General features: G+C 64.9%; 19 protein-coding genes. 12 read left to right on the forward strand and 7 right to left on the reverse strand.

The window, feature by feature from the left end; genetic code table 11:
* Positions 1-190: 190 nt before the first annotated feature.
* From AC3WN8_RS12360 to AC3WN8_RS12380, 5 genes are all read left to right on the forward strand, one after another.
* Entirely contained in the window at positions 191-1,399 is a 1,209-nt protein-coding gene (locus tag AC3WN8_RS12360) for a hydrolase (RefSeq protein WP_492669725.1), read from the forward strand.
* Positions 1,396-2,409 (forward strand): arginine N-succinyltransferase, encoded by a 1,014-nt coding sequence (locus AC3WN8_RS12365; protein ID WP_492669726.1) that lies wholly within the window; start codon positions 1,396-1,398, stop codon positions 2,407-2,409. The genes AC3WN8_RS12360 and AC3WN8_RS12365 overlap by 4 nt, the downstream gene beginning before the upstream one ends.
* Before the next feature lie 53 nt (positions 2,410-2,462).
* Positions 2,463-3,713 carry an N-succinylarginine dihydrolase gene (locus AC3WN8_RS12370; protein ID WP_492669727.1) on the forward strand — a complete coding sequence of 417 codons (1,251 nt, stop codon included), beginning with the start codon at positions 2,463-2,465 and terminating at the stop codon, positions 3,711-3,713.
* 94 nt (positions 3,714-3,807) lie between these two features.
* Complete coding sequence (locus AC3WN8_RS12375) at positions 3,808-4,035, forward strand: hypothetical protein (RefSeq protein ID WP_492669728.1); 228 nt, start codon at positions 3,808-3,810, stop codon at positions 4,033-4,035.
* 81 nt (positions 4,036-4,116) lie between these two features.
* A complete protein-coding gene (locus AC3WN8_RS12380) occupies positions 4,117-5,091 on the forward strand; it encodes an NAD(P)H-dependent flavin oxidoreductase (RefSeq protein WP_492669729.1) in 975 nt (324 codons plus the stop codon).
* A 182-nt stretch (positions 5,092-5,273) separates the two neighbouring features.
* Here AC3WN8_RS12380 and AC3WN8_RS12385 read toward each other — a convergent pair whose 3' ends face one another.
* Positions 5,274-5,735: a DUF1465 family protein gene (locus AC3WN8_RS12385; RefSeq protein ID WP_492669730.1), complete on the reverse strand. Its 462-nt coding sequence runs from the start codon at positions 5,733-5,735 to the stop codon at positions 5,274-5,276.
* Positions 5,736-5,846: 111 nt separating this feature from the next.
* On the reverse strand, positions 5,847-6,044 hold the full coding sequence (locus AC3WN8_RS12390) for a YdcH family protein (RefSeq protein WP_492669731.1): 198 nt from the start codon (positions 6,042-6,044) through the stop codon (positions 5,847-5,849).
* Between the two features lie 183 nt (positions 6,045-6,227).
* On the opposite strand from AC3WN8_RS12390, the gene AC3WN8_RS12395 reads away from it, so the two are divergent.
* Positions 6,228-6,383, forward strand: coding sequence for a YdcH family protein (locus AC3WN8_RS12395; RefSeq protein WP_492669732.1), 156 nt, complete (start codon positions 6,228-6,230; stop codon positions 6,381-6,383).
* A 35-nt stretch (positions 6,384-6,418) separates the two neighbouring features.
* On the opposite strand, the gene AC3WN8_RS12400 is transcribed toward AC3WN8_RS12395, so the two are convergent.
* From AC3WN8_RS12400 to AC3WN8_RS12420, 5 genes are all read right to left on the reverse strand, one after another.
* On the reverse strand, positions 6,419-6,802 hold the full coding sequence (locus AC3WN8_RS12400) for a PilZ domain-containing protein (RefSeq protein ID WP_492669733.1): 384 nt from the start codon (positions 6,800-6,802) through the stop codon (positions 6,419-6,421).
* A 108-nt stretch (positions 6,803-6,910) separates the two neighbouring features.
* Complete coding sequence (gene dksA, locus AC3WN8_RS12405) at positions 6,911-7,375, reverse strand: RNA polymerase-binding protein DksA (protein WP_492669734.1); 465 nt, start codon at positions 7,373-7,375, stop codon at positions 6,911-6,913.
* 756 nt (positions 7,376-8,131) lie between these two features.
* A complete protein-coding gene (locus AC3WN8_RS12410) occupies positions 8,132-8,428 on the reverse strand; it encodes a hypothetical protein (protein ID WP_492669735.1) in 297 nt (98 codons plus the stop codon).
* Between the two features lie 42 nt (positions 8,429-8,470).
* Positions 8,471-8,788, reverse strand: a complete 318-nt coding sequence (locus AC3WN8_RS12415) for a hypothetical protein (protein ID WP_492669736.1) — start codon at positions 8,786-8,788, stop codon at positions 8,471-8,473.
* 81 nt (positions 8,789-8,869) lie between these two features.
* Positions 8,870-9,310 carry a host attachment family protein gene (locus AC3WN8_RS12420; protein WP_492669737.1) on the reverse strand — a complete coding sequence of 147 codons (441 nt, stop codon included), beginning with the start codon at positions 9,308-9,310 and terminating at the stop codon, positions 8,870-8,872.
* Between the two features lie 95 nt (positions 9,311-9,405).
* Between AC3WN8_RS12420 and serS the strand changes: the two genes are divergently transcribed.
* The 6 genes from serS to AC3WN8_RS12450 all read left to right on the forward strand — a co-directional run bounded on the left by serS (position 9,406) and on the right by AC3WN8_RS12450 (position 15,789).
* Positions 9,406-10,683 carry a serine--tRNA ligase gene (gene serS, locus AC3WN8_RS12425; RefSeq protein WP_492669738.1) on the forward strand — a complete coding sequence of 426 codons (1,278 nt, stop codon included), beginning with the start codon at positions 9,406-9,408 and terminating at the stop codon, positions 10,681-10,683.
* Positions 10,683-11,447 carry a 5'/3'-nucleotidase SurE gene (gene surE / locus AC3WN8_RS12430; protein WP_492669739.1) on the forward strand — a complete coding sequence of 255 codons (765 nt, stop codon included), beginning with the start codon at positions 10,683-10,685 and terminating at the stop codon, positions 11,445-11,447. The genes serS and surE overlap by 1 nt, the downstream gene beginning before the upstream one ends.
* A gap of 66 nt (positions 11,448-11,513) precedes the next feature.
* The gene (locus tag AC3WN8_RS12435; RefSeq protein ID WP_492669740.1) at positions 11,514-12,551 is read left to right on the forward strand and encodes a peptidoglycan DD-metalloendopeptidase family protein; all 1,038 of its coding nucleotides are present in this window, start codon (positions 11,514-11,516) and stop codon (positions 12,549-12,551) included.
* On the forward strand, positions 12,551-13,594 hold the full coding sequence (locus AC3WN8_RS12440) for a potassium channel family protein (RefSeq protein WP_492669741.1): 1,044 nt from the start codon (positions 12,551-12,553) through the stop codon (positions 13,592-13,594). Before AC3WN8_RS12435 ends, AC3WN8_RS12440 begins: the two co-directional genes overlap by 1 nt.
* A 52-nt stretch (positions 13,595-13,646) precedes the next feature.
* On the forward strand, positions 13,647-14,981 hold the full coding sequence (gene rimO / locus AC3WN8_RS12445; protein WP_492669742.1) for a 30S ribosomal protein S12 methylthiotransferase RimO: 1,335 nt from the start codon (positions 13,647-13,649) through the stop codon (positions 14,979-14,981).
* A gap of 163 nt (positions 14,982-15,144) precedes the next feature.
* Positions 15,145-15,789, forward strand: coding sequence for a TetR/AcrR family transcriptional regulator (locus AC3WN8_RS12450; protein WP_492669743.1), 645 nt, complete (start codon positions 15,145-15,147; stop codon positions 15,787-15,789).
* The last annotated feature ends 1 nt before the right edge of the window (position 15,790 follow it).

Genomic DNA, 15,790 nt, shown 5'->3' on the forward strand with positions numbered 1-15,790 from the left:
CGGCGGTCGATGAAGACTGCGATCACCAGAGAAGAAGGATGCGCCCGCCCTGCCTCGCGCTGCGCAATGCAATACGATCAATGGCTTGGCCCGAATACGAAAAGGCACGGAAATTGGCGTACCCCGGGCCAAAATCCAATCAAGGAGCGAAGAGCTTCCACCCCGCACGATCAGGCTCTAGAAGCGCCGGATGACAAGCCTGTCCACGCCCGAACACGCCGCCGTCGAGGCGGCGAGAGCCGCACCGATGCTGTCCCAGGTCGAACAATGGGCACGTGTGAACAGCGGTTCACGCAACCTGGCGGGGCTGGAGACGATGGCAGGGCTGCTGGCCGACGCCTTTTCCGCACTGCCCGGCGAGATCGCGCTCGTCGCGCCCGATACGGTCGAGGCCGTCGCGGCCGATGGCAGCGTGTCCGAGCCCCAGCACGGCCGGCATCTTCACCTCAGCGTTCGCCCCGAAGCGCCCGTCCGCATGCTTTTCACCGGCCATATGGACACCGTCTTTCCCGTCGATCACGCATTCCAGTCGCTCGACTGGCTGGAGCAGGGTGTGCTCAACGGCCCGGGCGTCGCCGACATGAAGGGCGGAATCGCGCTGATGCTGGCGGCTCTCCGCGCGGTCGAGGCATCGCCGGTCGCCGAACGCTTCGGCTATGACGTGCTGATCAATTCCGACGAGGAAATCGGCTCGGGCTCCTCGGCGGCGCTGATCGCGCGGCTTGCTCGCGGCAAGGTCGCCGCACTCACCTATGAACCCGCCCTGCCCGACGGCACATTGGCCGGCGCGCGCGCGGGCAGCGGCAATTTCTCGATCGTGATCACGGGTCGCAGCGCGCATGCCGGCCGCAATCCCGAGGAAGGCCGCAACGCACTCGTCGCCGCCGCCGATCTCGCTGTCCGTCTCAAGGCGGCGCACGGACCGGCGCTGAAAGTGAATCCGGCCAGGATCGATGGCGGCGGCCCCAACAATGTCGTGCCCGACCACGCCGTGCTCCGCGTCAATTTCCGCCCCGCTTCTCCTGCCGATCAAGCCGCCGCACGGACAATGCTCGACGCGCTGACCGCCGCGACCGCGGTCGAACATGATGTGCACGTCCACGTCCATGGTGGCTTCAACCGCCCGCCAAAGCCGCTCGACCCCGCCGCCGAGCGGCTGTTCGGACTGGTCAAGCAGGCCGGTGCCGATCTCGGCATCGGCGTGACGTGGAAAGCGACCGGGGGCGTGTGTGACGGCAACAATATCGCCGCATGCGGCGTGCCTGTCGTCGATACGATGGGCGCGCGCGGCGGCGCGATCCATTCGTCGGACGAATTTTTGATCACGGATTCGCTACCCGAGCGTGCAGCCTTGTCGGCGCTCACCATAATGCGGATCGTTGAAAGGGGGACGGTTTGAGTTTCAGGATGCGCGCGGCCCGGGGAAAGGATCTCCAGGCGCTCTACGAAATGGCAAAGCTCACGGGTGGCGGCTTCACCAACCTGCCCGCCGATCGAGCCTCGCTCACCGCCAAGCTCGCCCGCTCGGAGGCGGCGCTCGGCCGTGACGACGGGGTTCTCGGCGACGATCTGTTCGTGATGGTGCTGGAGAATGTCGAAACCGGGGAAGTCCGCGGCACGTGCCAGCTGTTCAGCCAGGTCGGCCGGAAATGGCCCTTTTATTCCTATCGGCTCGGCACGCTCACCCAGCATAGCAGCGAACTCGATCGCACCTTCCGCGCCGACATGCTGACGCTGTCGACCGATCTGGAAGGCTCCAGCGAAGTCGGCGGCCTGTTCCTTCATCCCGGCGAGCGTGCCGGCGGCCTCGGCCTGCTCATCGCGCGCAGCCGCTATCTCTTCATCCGTGCCCATCGCAACCGCTTCGCGGACCGCACGCTGGCCGAATTGCGCGGCGTGATCGACGAAGCCGGCGGATCGCCCTTCTGGGACGGGCTGGCCGGCAAATTCTTCGGCATGGGTTTCCAGGAAGCGGATGCGTTCAACGCGATCCATGGCAACCAGTTCATCGCCGATCTGATGCCCAAGCATCCGATCTATACCGCGATGCTTCCCGAAATCGCGCGCACCGTGATCGGATCGCCGCATCCCAGCGGCCGCGCGGCGATGCGGATGCTGGAGAATGAAGGATTCCGCTTCGAGAATTATGTCGACATCTTCGACGGCGGACCGACGATGACGGTCGAGACCGATCGCATCCGCAGCGTCGCCGACGCCGAGGACAGCGAGATTGTCGGCTTCGCCGACGGTGAGACCAAGGCATTGGTTTCGACCGGCCGCCTTGCCGATTTCGCGACCTGCTATGCGCAGATCGACCGGCGCGACGGCGGCGTCACCATCGACGAGCGTGCAGCCAGGCTGCTGGGCGTCGCGGTGGGCGACGTGATCAGCCACGTCGCGCGCTGGTAAAAGGATTCAACGACGTTCCCGCAAGAATGGAACGAGACGCTTAGAGAGAGCCCATGACAATCACCGAAATCAATTTCGACGGCCTGATCGGGCCGAGCCATAATTATGCCGGGCTCAGTCTCGGCAATCTCGCCTCGTCGCGCAACGCCGGCGCTGCCTCGCAGCCTCGCGCCGCGGCGCTGCAGGGCCTGGCGAAGATGCGCGGCAATCTGGCGCGGGGTCTGACACAGGGCCTGTTGCTGCCGCATGCACGGCCCAATCATGACTGGCTGGCCGCGCTCGGCACCGATATCGAGCACGCGGAGCCACATCTGCGCGCCTGTGCGCTCTCCGCGTCGCCGATGTGGGCGGCCAATGCCGCGACGGTCTCCCCCGCGCCCGATACCGCCGATGGCCGCTGCCACCTGACCGTCGCCAATCTCCAGACCATGCCGCATCGCAGCCATGAATGGCCCGGCACCCTCGCCCAGCTTCGCCTGGCGTTCGCGGCACCCGCTTTCGCCGTCCACATGCCCGTCCCCTCGCCCTTTGGCGACGAAGGCGCCGCCAATCATATGCGGCTGTGCGCGTCGCACGGCGCGCCGGGCGTCGAGGTCTTCGTCTATGGGCGCAGCGGCGGCCCCTTCCCCGCCCGCCAGCATGTCGAGGCGTCGAAGGCGGTCGCGCGGCTCCACGGCCTCGATCCGCAGCGGACATTGTTCGTCGCCCAGTCGGAGGAGGCCATCGCCGCCGGCGCCTTCCACAACGACGTCGTCGCGGTCGCCAATGAGCGTGTCCTGTTCACCCACGAGCATGCCTTTGCCGACAAGGATGCGTTCTACGCCGATCTGCGGCGGCTGATGCCCGAGGTCGAAATCGTCGAGGTGCCTGCCTCGCGTGTCAGCCTGGCCGACGCCATTTCATCCTATCTGTTCAACGCGCAGCTGCTGACGCCGTCATCGGGCGAAATGACGCTCGTGCTGCCGACCGAAGCACAGGAGACGCCGTCGGTCTGGAGTTGGCTGGAAGAGCACGTCGCCGGCAACGGGCCGATCCGGCAACTCGCCCCCGTCGATGTGCGCCAGTCGATGGCGAATGGCGGCGGCCCGGCCTGTCTGAGGTTGCGCGTCGCCTGCGATCCCGCCGATGTCGATCCCCGTTTCCTGCTCGATCATGCAAAGATCGATGCGCTTGAAACGCTGGTGGCGCGGCATTGGCCCGAAAGCATCGATCCATCCGAGCTGTCGAGCGAGACGTTGCGCGCCGAGATCACCGCCGCGCGCATCGCGCTGCTCGACACTCTCGGCCTTGGCGAACTCGCCTGAGTTCTCAGTGTCGGCTTAACTTACAATTTACCCTGTTCGATCGAGCCGATCGGCGGAAATAGGCCAGCGGCATGACCCTTGCTTGGCAAGGGTCATGCTGAAGCGGATCAAACGCCTGTTCGTCATCAAGACTCGCTTCGAGGCGTGCCTGATCATCTACGCGCTCGCGGTCGGCGCGATGCAGCGCGGCAAGGCCTATCTGGTCGAATATCCCGGCTATGGCGGCTGGCTGCTCTGCGCGGCCTGTACCGGCGCGGTGTTCATGGCCGGTGCGATGATCTTCGACGCGCTTGCGCTCAAGCGCGCCGCCGAGTCGGGCTGATCCGCGCGACTGGCGCCGCGCATGCCGTAGCGTCGGCCGCACCTTGCTGGACAGGTCGATTCGTTTCGGTATGAAACCATCATGACCCTGCCCTCACCGCTCTTCGATCGCCTGCGGCTTCCCGTCATCGGCTCGCCGCTTTTCATCGTATCCAGCCCCGAACTGGTGATCGCGCAATGCAAGGCGGGGATCGTCGGATCCTTCCCTGCGCTCAACGCGCGGCCGCAATCGCAGCTCGACGAATGGCTGCACCGCATCACCGAAGAGCTTGCAGCCTGGAACCGCGACAATCCCGATCGCCCCGCGGCCCCCTATGCGGTCAACCAGATCGTCCACAAGTCCAACGACCGGCTCGAAAACGACCTTGCAACCTGCGGCAAATGGCAGGTGCCGATCACGATAACGTCGCTGGGCGCACGCGAGGATCTGAACGCCGCGGTGCATGGCTGGGGCGGCATCACGCTGCACGACGTCATCAACGATCGCTTCGCGCGCAAGGCAATCGAAAAGGGCGCCGACGGGTTGATTCCGGTGGCGGCGGGCGCCGGCGGACATGCCGGCGTCATCTCCCCGTTCGCGCTGATGCAGGAGATCCGCGCCTGGTTCGACGGGCCGGTCGCACTGTCGGGCGCGATCGCGCATGGCCGGTCTATCCTCGCCGCGCAGGCCATGGGTGCCGACTTCGCCTATATCGGCTCGGCCTTCATCGCGACGCGTGAGGCCAATGCGGGTGACGATTACAAGCAGGGCATCGTCGAGGGCCGCGCCGCCGACATCGTCTATTCGGATCTCTTCACCGGCGTTCACGGCAATTATCTGCGCGGCTCGATCAGCGCGGCCGGGCTCGATCCCGACAATCTGCCTGATGGCGACCTGAAGACCATGGATTTCGGATCGGGCGGCAACCAAAACAAGAAGGCCTGGCGCGACATCTGGGGTTCGGGCCAGGGAATCGGCGCCGTCGCGGCCGTGGAATCGGTGGCCGATCGCGTCGACCGGCTCGAGGCGGAGTATCGCGCTGCAAAGGCATCGCTCGATCAGGCGTATCGCGGATAGGCATCCGTCCGGCTGGATGAATCCATCCATCTTGTGTCATTCCCGCATACGCGGGAATCCAGCTTTTCCGTGAAGTATCCGAAAGGAGAAGAAGAAGCTGGATTCCTGCTTTCGCAGGAATGACAGGCAGCGTGGAAATGTTCCGATTCCGACGGACTAACCTCCGCCGCGCGAGTGCCGTATCAGAAAGCCGCTTCGAGCCGCCGCATCAGGCTGTGCGCCGGGCTCGGCGGCACCTCGCCCGGAACCAGTCCCCGATCGATCCGCTTGACACGCTCATAAAGGTCGACGCTCGCTTCGATCAGTCCGCGCGCATCGTCGGGCAGGCGCTCGACCAGTGCCTCGTCGCTCGCCGCGGCATGGCCGACGCGGCGTGACGGATGCCGGCCCTGGATGGGACTCAATTCCCCGGTATCGATCGCGCGCTGGGTGAGCAGCCAGGCAATGACGTGCATCAGCCGCGTCGTCACCTTGAGCGACTCACACGAAAATCCGACGCGCAGCATCGGATCGAGCATCTCGCGATCGTCGCGGCCATTCTCGTCGAAATAAGCGCGCGCCTCATCGGCAAGCAGCATCGCCTCGATGTAAAGCGCGTCGATGAGTCGTGGCGTCAGACGCGATTGATTTTGGCCCCAGTCCATGTCCGAAGACTGACACAATCGGCGCGTTCGCGAAACGATTAATCGCTGGATCGAGGCGGACATCTTCGCACATCGCGAACATGTCCCGGAATGAGTCAGGCCGCGTACCGATCAGGCGATGATGTCGGGAATCAATTGATCCTCGAACATGGCGATCTCGTCCTTCAATCGCAGCTTGCGTTTCTTCAGTCGCGCCAGCTGAAGCTGGTCGGGCGCGGCGATCTCCGAAAGCGACGCAATAGCGCTGTCGAGGTCACGATGCTCCATCCGCAGCAGCTCGAGTCTTGCCCTGATCTCTTCCGGTTCCATGGCGAGCCCCTGATTTCAGCGGGTCAGCGATAGGGCGAGCCGCCGTCCGGCTCAAGCGTGAAGCGCAATCGAATCGTCGCAGCGCCAATTGCAACCATCGCGTTCACTTGAATTGGATGCAGACAGGAAAGGAATTTGGTGCTTCAATCCAATCCGCGTTGACCACCAGAAGGAGACAGAAGGATGGAACAGGCACATTTCTCGGCACTCGAGACCAAGCATGCCGGTCTTGAAAATCGGATCGCCGAAGAAACCCGCCGCCCCAATCCCGACCCGGTCGTCGTAGCCCAGCTCAAGAAAGAGAAATTGAGGATCAAGGACGAGCTTTCGTCACACTGATCGCCTCATGCTGAAGGGCCGGTTCGCCGCGCCCTTCAGTCGACCTTGAAGCGCGGCCGCCGTACGACCGGCAGCCTGACGTGCTTCGGCACGTTCGACTCCGCCAGACCAACCGGTTTGCGCGCGCGCTTCGGATCAATCTGATCATCGAAAGCGACGCCGATCTTGTCGATCGATCGCCATATGATCAGGCCGGTGACTTCGCCGATGCCACGCAGCGTGATCGTGACGGCTTCGCCGCGTACGAATGTCTCCGCGCAATCGGCCATCAGGCCGCCCGGCGAGAGATTACGTACGCGCACCGTCCGCTCCGACTGATCCGACAGCCGGCGCACTATCGCAGACAGGAACAGGCTGTCGCGCATCGCCTCACGGTTCTGCTTCGCGTTCGCCGCTTCGATCTTGATCGGGTGTTCCAACCTTCCAGGCCTCCGGATGATCGCGCGCGCCGGAAATGCGCGGGGCAATGGCGATCAATTAAGCCAAAAAGGGTGTCTAAAGCTTTAAGTCGAATGGTTATCGCGCATTCACTCGTCGCGCGAAATCTTCTCCTGACGCTCATGACGCTCCTGCGCCTCGACCGTCATCGTCGCGATCGGGCGCGCTTCGAGCCGCGCCAGCGAGATCGGCTCGCCAGTCACTTCGCAATATCCATATTCGCCTTCGGCGATGCGGCGCAGCGCCGCGTCGATCTTCGAGATCAGCTTGCGCTGACGGTCGCGGGTGCGCAGTTCGATCGACCAGTCGGTCTCGCTCGACGCGCGGTCGGTGACATCGGGCTCGCGCAGCGAATCATTCTGCAGCTGATTCAGCGTGTCGCGTGATTCGCGAAGGATATTGTCCTTCCACGCATTGAGCTTGGCCTTGAAATAAGCGAGCTGCCGCTCGCTCATAAAGGCCTCATCGGGGGATGGCCGGTAGTCGGTGTCCAGCACCGGCGGTTTCGACAAGGGATCTCGGTCTCCCTCGCTGGTCGTCAACGCCGTCGCCATACCCGTCTCCAGTTACGATACATTCCGGCCCGGCCGTATCACGCCCGCGCCAGACGCCCACTCCGGCGCGGCTATAGCCACGCCCAAAATGCCGCACAAGCCAGCGAATCGACGAAGCCCCGCATTCGGTCGAAACCACGGGCCCGTGCGCGTCCAAGCGCTCTAATCTTCGCCATATTGAGGCGCGATGAACCGGCCAGCCCACCCCGACTCGGCCCGACTCGATATCGTGATCACCAGCATGTTAACCGTCTCGACTGGGCGAAGGTTTAACCATCGACGCGTAAAACGCCCTGTAATGAGACATTAACCAATTCCCTTCCGGTCGAGATGGGCATGCACCCGGATCGAATGAGAAAATCATGGTTAATAATCTTGTTATTGGGCGACGAATGAAGCCTTTTTAGGCGTGTGTCAGGTCGGGGGCGCGGTTCCGGTAGATAGTCCGGGCAGCCGCAACGGCCGCAGAGGAAAGAGATTTGCGATGTCTGTTCGGATGGCCTTGGCGAAACTCTGCGCATGCACCTGCGGCGGCGCGATTGTCGGCGGCGGTGCGATGCATATCGCGGATGCACCCCGCCCGGCGCACGTCACGAGCGCGAAAAGCACCAAGGCGGTCAAGCGCCCGGTGAAGCGCGTCCGTTATGCGAAACGCCCGGTGAAGCGGATCAAGCGCGTGGTGACCACCACGACGCAGACCGCCTGCGCGATGCCCACGGTGGTCACGGTCGCCCAAGCGCCGATGCCCCCCATTCCCTATGCCGGCGTCCCCTTTGAAGGCGGCGGCGGCGGCGGTGGCGGCGGCGTCATGGTCGGCGGCAGCGGCGGCTTTGGCGGCGGCGGTTTCTTCGGCGGCGGCTTCTTCAGCGGCGGCAGCTCGGGCGGCAATATCGTCATCTCCTCGACCAGCAGCGGCGGATCGACCTCCACGTCGAGCGGATCGAGCAGTTCGAGTTCAAGCTCGAGCAGCAGCTCTTCGAGTTCGTCGAGCAGTTCCAGTTCGTCGAGCAGTTCCAGTTCGTCGAGCAGCTCGAGCGGCGGCAAGCCGCCCAAGCCGCCGCACGGATCGAGCGGCCATCATGGATCGAGCGGCCATCACGGTTCTTCGGGCAGCTCCGGCTCCTCGGGCAGCTCCGGGTCTTCCGGCAGTTCCGGGTCTTCGGGCAGCAGCGGTTCGTCGAGTTCGTCGAGCTCCAGCAGCAGCTCGAGCTCGTCTTCGAGCAGTTCCAGTTCGTCGAGCAGCTTCGGCGGATCGAGCGGCTGGCACGGATCGAGCAGCAGCCACGGTTCGAGCAGCAGCCATGGCAGCACGGGCAGTTCCGGATCGAGCGGCACGCCGGTTCCGGCCCCGCCCGTCGTCCTGCTGTTCGGCGCCGCAGCAGTCGCGCTCGTGGCGCGCAAGCGGCTGGTCAAGCCGAAGGACTGACAAGTTTTGTAGAGCCCAACGCATGGGCGGCGCATCCACAACCCCGGATGCGCCGCCCCTTTTTTTGATCAGGCCGCGACGATGATCTTCTCGATCTGGTCGACCGGATGGCCGGTCAGGTCCTTGGCGATTTCCCCGACGAGGCGATTCTCCACTTCCTTGTGATAGTGCTTCCTGAGTTCGCCGAGCGTCCTTGGCGGCGCAACGATGATCAGCGATTCGAAATCGTTGGAGAGCGCACGCTTGCGCAACAGGTCGGCAGTCTCACTGGCGAAGCGGTCTTCCTCCAGCTGGTGGAAATCGACTTCGGCAAAGCTGTGGCGGCCATGGCCGACGCTTGAAAAGGACAGGCCGGGGGCGTCCGACTTCTGGTCGCGATCGGGTGGATTGTCCTGTTCACGCACATGATCCATCGCAAGATTCGGGTGTTTCGCGTCACCCTCGTTACGGAGGAACAGCATTTTCCGGCCGTCGGCCACCACCACCAGGCTCTTGTTCGCGATCAGCATCGACGCACTCCTTCTGTTAGCGTCGACGGATAACGCGCCGCGCCCATGCGTGGTTGCGGCTTGCATGGCCGCAGCGCCCTCGCCATAGCCGCGCCATGCATGATATCCGCCTGATCCGCGAAGACTCCGCCGCCTTCGACGCCGCGCTCGCCCGCCGCGGCGCAGCCCCCGCCTCGACCGCCCTGATCGCGCTCGACGAGGAGCGCCGCGCCGTCGTCACCGAAGCACAGACCGCCCAGGCCCGCCGCAACGAGGCATCGAAAGCGATCGGTGCCGCCAAGGCGCAGAAACGCGACGACGAAGCCGCCGCGCTCATGGCGGAGGTCGCGATCCTCAAGGAGACGCTGCCGGCGCTCGAAGCGCGCGAACGCGAGCTGAACGACGCGCTGAACGATGCGCTCGCCGCCATTCCCAACCTGCCCGATGCCGACGTACCCGATGGCGCGGACGAAGCCGACAATGTCGAGATCTCGCGCTGGGGAACGCCGCGCAGCTTCGACTTCAAGCCGCAGGAACATGCCGATTTCGCCCCGGCGCTCGGCCTCGATTTCGAAAGCGCCGCGCGCATTTCAGGCGCACGCTTCGCGGTGCTGCGCGGCGGTATCGCCCGGCTCCACCGCGCGCTCGGCCAATATATGCTCGATCGCCAGTCCGACGCCGGCTATGCCGAGACCGCGCCGCCGCTGCTGGTGCGTGACGAGGCTGTCTTCGGCACCGGCCAGCTTCCAAAATTTCACGACGATCTGTTCCAGACGACCGACGGACGCTGGCTGATCCCGACCGCCGAAGTCAGCCTGACCAATCTGGTCCGCGAACAGATTCTCGACGAAGCGGCGCTGCCGATTCGCCTGACCGCGCTGACTCCTTGTTTCCGCTCCGAAGCAGGATCCGCCGGACGCGACACGCGCGGGATGATCCGCCAGCACCAGTTCGAAAAGGTCGAACTGGTCACGATCGCCACCCCCGAACAGTCGGAAGACGAGCATCTGCGGATGACCGGTGCGGCCGAGGCGATCCTCCAGGCGCTGTCGCTGCCCTATCGCAAGATGCTGCTCTGCACCGGGGATATGGGTTTTGCCGCACGCAAGACCTATGATCTCGAAGTCTGGCTGCCCGGGCAGAATTGCTATCGCGAGATCAGCAGCATCTCCAACTGCGGCGATTTCCAGGCGCGCCGCATGGCCGCGCGCTATCGCCCGGCTGGGGACACCAAGGGCACCCGTTTCCTCCACACGCTCAACGGATCGGGGCTGGCGGTCGGACGCACGCTCGTCGCCGTGCTCGAAAACTATCAGGAGGCGGACGGCTCGGTCCGCGTGCCTCAGGTGCTGATCCCCTTTATGGGCGGCATCGAACAGCTGGTGCCCGCCTGATGCGTATCCTGGTCACCAATGACGACGGCATCCACGCACCGGGCCTCAAGGTGATGGAAGCGATCGCCCATGCCCTGTCCGACGATGTCTGGGTCGTCGCGCCGTCGGAAGAGCAATCGGGCGCGGGCCATTCGCTCACGCTCAGTCGTCCGGTCCGCATCCGCCGCCATGGCGAGCGTCGCTGGTCGGTGACGGGCACGCCCACCGACTCGGTGCTGATGGCGCTCGGCCAGCTGGTCGAGGGTGAGAAGCCCGACCTCGTATTGTCCGGGGTGAATCGCGGCGCCAATCTCGGCGAAGACGTCACCTATTCGGGCACCGTCTCCGCGGCGATGGAGGGCGCGCTCGCCGGCGTGCCCGCAATCGCGCTCAGCCAGGTCTATGCGCGCGAAGGCATGGGCGACAGCGTGCCCTTCGCCGTCGCCGAGGCCTGGGGCGAACGCGTGCTGCGTCCGCTGATCGGCATGAAGATGCCGTTCCGCACGCTCATCAACGTCAATTTCCCCGCCACCACGCCCGATGCGGTGCGCGGCGTGAAAGCGGTGCGGCAGGGTTTTCACGATTATGGCCGCACCCGCATCGTCAAGGGCACCGACCCGCGTGGCTATCCCTATTACTGGTTCGGCCTGGGCACTACCGAGCATACGCCGGGTCATGCCACCGACCTGGAGGCCATCGCCGAAGACTGGATCACGGTGACGCCGCTGCACCTCGACCTCACCCACGACGAATCGATGGCCGCGGTCGACGCGCTTTATCGATAAGCCGTTGCATGACGGTGCATGCAAACCGCTGAAATCCATGCTAGTCTAAACAATATGGGCGCTAGGGTGGGGACCAGAAGCATCATCGCAGCAACGGCGCTGCTCGTCGCGGGCTGCGTCCCGCGCGGCGGATCCGCGCCGCCCGCCCCGCCGCCGCCCGTGCCGATGCTCGAAACCGAGATCGTCAATCTTCCCGAAACGCCACCCGCCTGGGAAGCCAAGCCCGCCGCAGCCGGCGCGAAGCAGGTCGAGGGTTCGCTCTACCGCGTGGCGGACGGCGACACGTTGCGCGGCGTGGGCGAAAAGACCGGCGCCGGATCCGAAGCGATCGCGCGCGCCAACAGCCTGGTCGCGCCTTACACCATCTTTCCCGGCCAGATGCTGCGCATTCCCGCCGGCCGCTATCACCGCGTCGGCCAGGGCGAAACCGGCATCGCCATCGCGCGCGCCTATGGCGTCGGCTGGTCCGACATCCTCGCGCTCAACGGTTTGCAGGAGCCGTTCGTGCTGCGTGTCGGCCAGCGGCTTGCGCTGCCCGATGCCGCCGCACCGCCGCAGCGCCAGACGCTCGAACAGCGCGCCGCCGCCTTCCGGCTCGACATCGCATCGATCCTGAGCGGCGGCGAACCGGCATTGCCCGAGGGCAAGCCCCCTGCCCGTCCTGCCGCCACCGCCGCACGCACTTTGCCGCCCAATGCCGCCGTGGCGGCTCCGTCACGCTTCCAGGGCGGATTCATCTGGCCCGCAACCGGTCGGCTGCTCACGCGTTTCGGGCCGAGTGGAAAGGGTCAGGTGAATCAGGGCGTCAACATCGCACTGCCGCGCGGCACCGACATCAAGGCCGCGGCCGACGGCGTCGTCGCCTATGTCGGCGACGGCGTGAATGCCTATGGCGGGCTGATCCTGATCCGCCATGGCAGCGGCTGGGCGACCGCCTATGGCCATGCCCAGGAATTGCTGGTCTCGCGCGGCCAGGCGGTGAAGCGCGGTCAGGTGATCGGACGCAGCGGCCAGTCCGGCTTCGCCGACCAGCCCCAGCTCCATTTCGAGATCCGCCAGAACAGCAAGCCGGTCGATCCGATCAAGCATCTGCCGCCCGCTTGATGCCGATCCGCAAATCCCGTTTCGACCTGCGTTACGAGACGCTCCAGCGCAACACGCGCACCCCCGTCTGGCTCTCTATTGGCTGGCGCGTGCTGTTCGTGCTCGCGCTGGTCGGGATCGCGGTCGGCGTTCACTGGATCGACCGCACCGGGCTGCGCGACAATTATGACGGGCATGTGAGCTTCGTCGACGTCATCTATTTCACGATGATCTCGATCACGACGACCGGTTACGGCGATATCGCGCCGGTTTCGGAGCGCGCGCGGCTGTTCGACGCGCTCATAGTCACGCCGATCCGCGTCTTCGTCGTACTCGTCTTCCTCGGCACGGCGTATAATTTCGTGTTCAAAAGAACCTGGGACAAATGGCGCATGAAGCTGATCCAGAAGAATCTCCACGACCATATCGTCGTCTGCGGCTTCGGCACCAGCGGTTCCGAATCGGTCCAGGAACTGCTCGCTCGCGGCACCGATCCGCGCGAGATCGTCGTGATCGACCGATCCGCCGTCGCATTGGAACAAGCCGCGGCCTGTGGCTGCTCGGTGATCGAGGCGGACGCCACGCGCGACGAATCGCTCAAGGCGGTCAAGATCGACCGTGCCCGCAACGTCATCGTCTCGGCCGGGCGCGACGACACCTCGATCCTGATCGTGCTGACCGTCAGGCATCTGGCCGACCATGTACCCATCAGCGTGCTCGTGCGCGCTGAGGACAATGAGATCCTCGCGCGCCAGGCCGGCGCGACCACGGTGATCAATCCGGTCAGCTTCGCCGGGCTGCTGCTCGCCGGATCGTGCCATGGCCCGCATATCGCTGATTATATGGCCGATCTCGCGGCCACCGACGGCAGCGTGAAGCTGTCCGAGCGGCCGGCAGCGCCACACGAAATCGGCAAGCCGCTGTCGGCGATCACCGACGGAATCGGCGTCCGCATCTATCGCGACGGCGCCCCGATCGCATTCTGGCAGCCCGCCGCGGCGTCGCTCGAGGCCGGCGACACGATCCTCGCGATCGTCCAGGGGGATGGCGCCCAGAAACCCTGATCGTCACGCCCTGATGACATTTGCGCGCGCAGGCACTATGTGGCGCGCTCCCATGGCACTCCAACTTCCCTCTCCGCCGAAGGTCGGCATGGTTTCGCTCGGCTGTCCCAAGAACCTCGTGGACAGCGAACGCATCCTGACCAAGCTGCGCGCCGACGGCTACAGCATGTCGCCCGACTATGCCGGCGCGGACGTGGTGCTGGTCAATACCTGCGGCTTTCTCGATTCCGCGAAGGAAGAGAGCCTGGAGGCGATCGGTGAGGCGATCGCGGAGAATGGCCGCGTCATCGTCACCGGCTGCATGGGCAAGGAAGCCGAGGCGATCCGCGCGCGCTTCCCCGGCGTGCTCGCGGTCACCGGTGCGCATCAATATGAGGAAGTGGTCGGCGCGGTCCATGAAGCAGCGCCGATGCCGCCCTCCGCCTTCCTCAACCTGGTGCCCGAGCGCGACCTGAAGCTGACGCCGCGCCATTACAGCTATCTGAAGATCTCAGAAGGCTGCAACCATCGCTGCGCCTTTTGCATCATCCCCTCGCTGCGCGGCGATCTGGTCAGCCGCCGCCCCGATGCAATCCTGCGCGAAGCCGAAAAGCTGGTCACGGCCGGAACCAAAGAGCTGCTGGTGATCAGCCAGGATACGTCGGCCTATGGCGTCGATATCCGTCACCAGCCGCGCGAATGGCATGGCCGCGAAGTCCGCGCGCACATGACCGACCTGTCGCGCGAACTGGGCAGCCTGGGCGCGTGGATCCGGCTCCATTATGTCTATCCCTACCCCCATGTCGATCAGGTGATCCCGCTGATGGCCGAGGGGCTGGTGCTCCCTTATCTCGACATTCCTTTCCAGCATGCCAGCCGCAACGTGTTGCGCGCGATGAAGCGCCCCGCCAACGAAGCGAAGGTGCTGGAACGGATCAAGAAATGGCGTGACATCTGCCCCGACATCGCGGTCCGCTCGACCTTCGTCGTCGGCTTCCCCGGCGAGACCGAGGATGATTTCCGCTATCTGATGGACTGGCTGGAGGAAGCCCGGCTCGACCGTGTCGGCGCCTTCCGCTTCGAACCCGTCGAGGGCGCCGCCGCCAACGACCTGCCCGATCCGGTACCGGAGGAGGTCAAGGAAGAGCGCTACGCCCGGCTGATGGAGCTGACCGCGCGGATCTCCGCCGAGAAGCTCGAAGCCAAGATCGGCCGCACGCTCGACGTCATCATCGATGCGGTCGACGATGAAGGCGGCGCGACCGGCCGCTCCAAGGCCGATGCGCCCGAGATCGACGGCGAAGTCCATCTGCGCGACGCCGAGGGACTGAAGCCCGGCGACATCGTTGCGGTCGAGATCGAGGATGCCGACGAGCACGACCTGTTCGGCGTTCCCGTCACCGACTGATCGGCCAACGCGTCCTATGCCAAGGTGCAGGGATGCTGACGCATCCGCACCCTGGAACGCTCAAGCGCCGCGCGGGCTTTACCAAGGCTCGATGAGTCATGCTCATCGAGCCTTGGTATGAGCGCTTGCGGTGTGCTCAACCGGCTGCGATACGCACCCGGCGATGACCAAGTCCGTGGAAACAAACGCCGAAGCTGAAAAACCGCCGCGTCGGCGCGTGCGCCGGCAGGCACCGACCGTACGGCGTCAGGATCTGCTTGCGGTGACGATCAGCTGCCTTGCGCGGCTGGGCGCGCGCGGGACCACAGGCCGCGAGATCTGCCGCCAGGCCGGCGTCTCGCACGGCCTGCTTCGCCACTATTTCAAAAACCCCGACAATCTGCTGCTCGAAACCTATCAGGAGCTGTGCGACAGCGTGATCGTGCGCTTCGAGGCGGAGATGATGCTGCCTCATGACGATCCATGGGAAACGATCGATCGTTTCCTGGTCATGCTGTTCTCCGACGAATGGGCCAATCCCGATATATTGGGCGCCTGGATCGCATTCTGGACATTGGTGCGCAGCAACGAGGAATTCGCGGCGGTCAGCGAGGATTATAATCGCCGGTTGCGCGAGATGCTGGCCGAAGCGGTGCTGCGCCTGCCGCCGGGCCCGGTGCCGGCCCATGACATTGCCGCCTTGCTCTCGGCGGTGACCGACGGGCTCTGGATCGATTTCTGCCTGTCACCGACCCGCATGCCGCGCGATCGCGCGCTCGAACTCTCACGACTGACGCTGCACCGGCTCGCGCCCCGTCCGGACGCCTGAC

Source organism: Sphingobium sp. FW305-3-2-15-F-TSA7 (assembly GCF_058787155.1).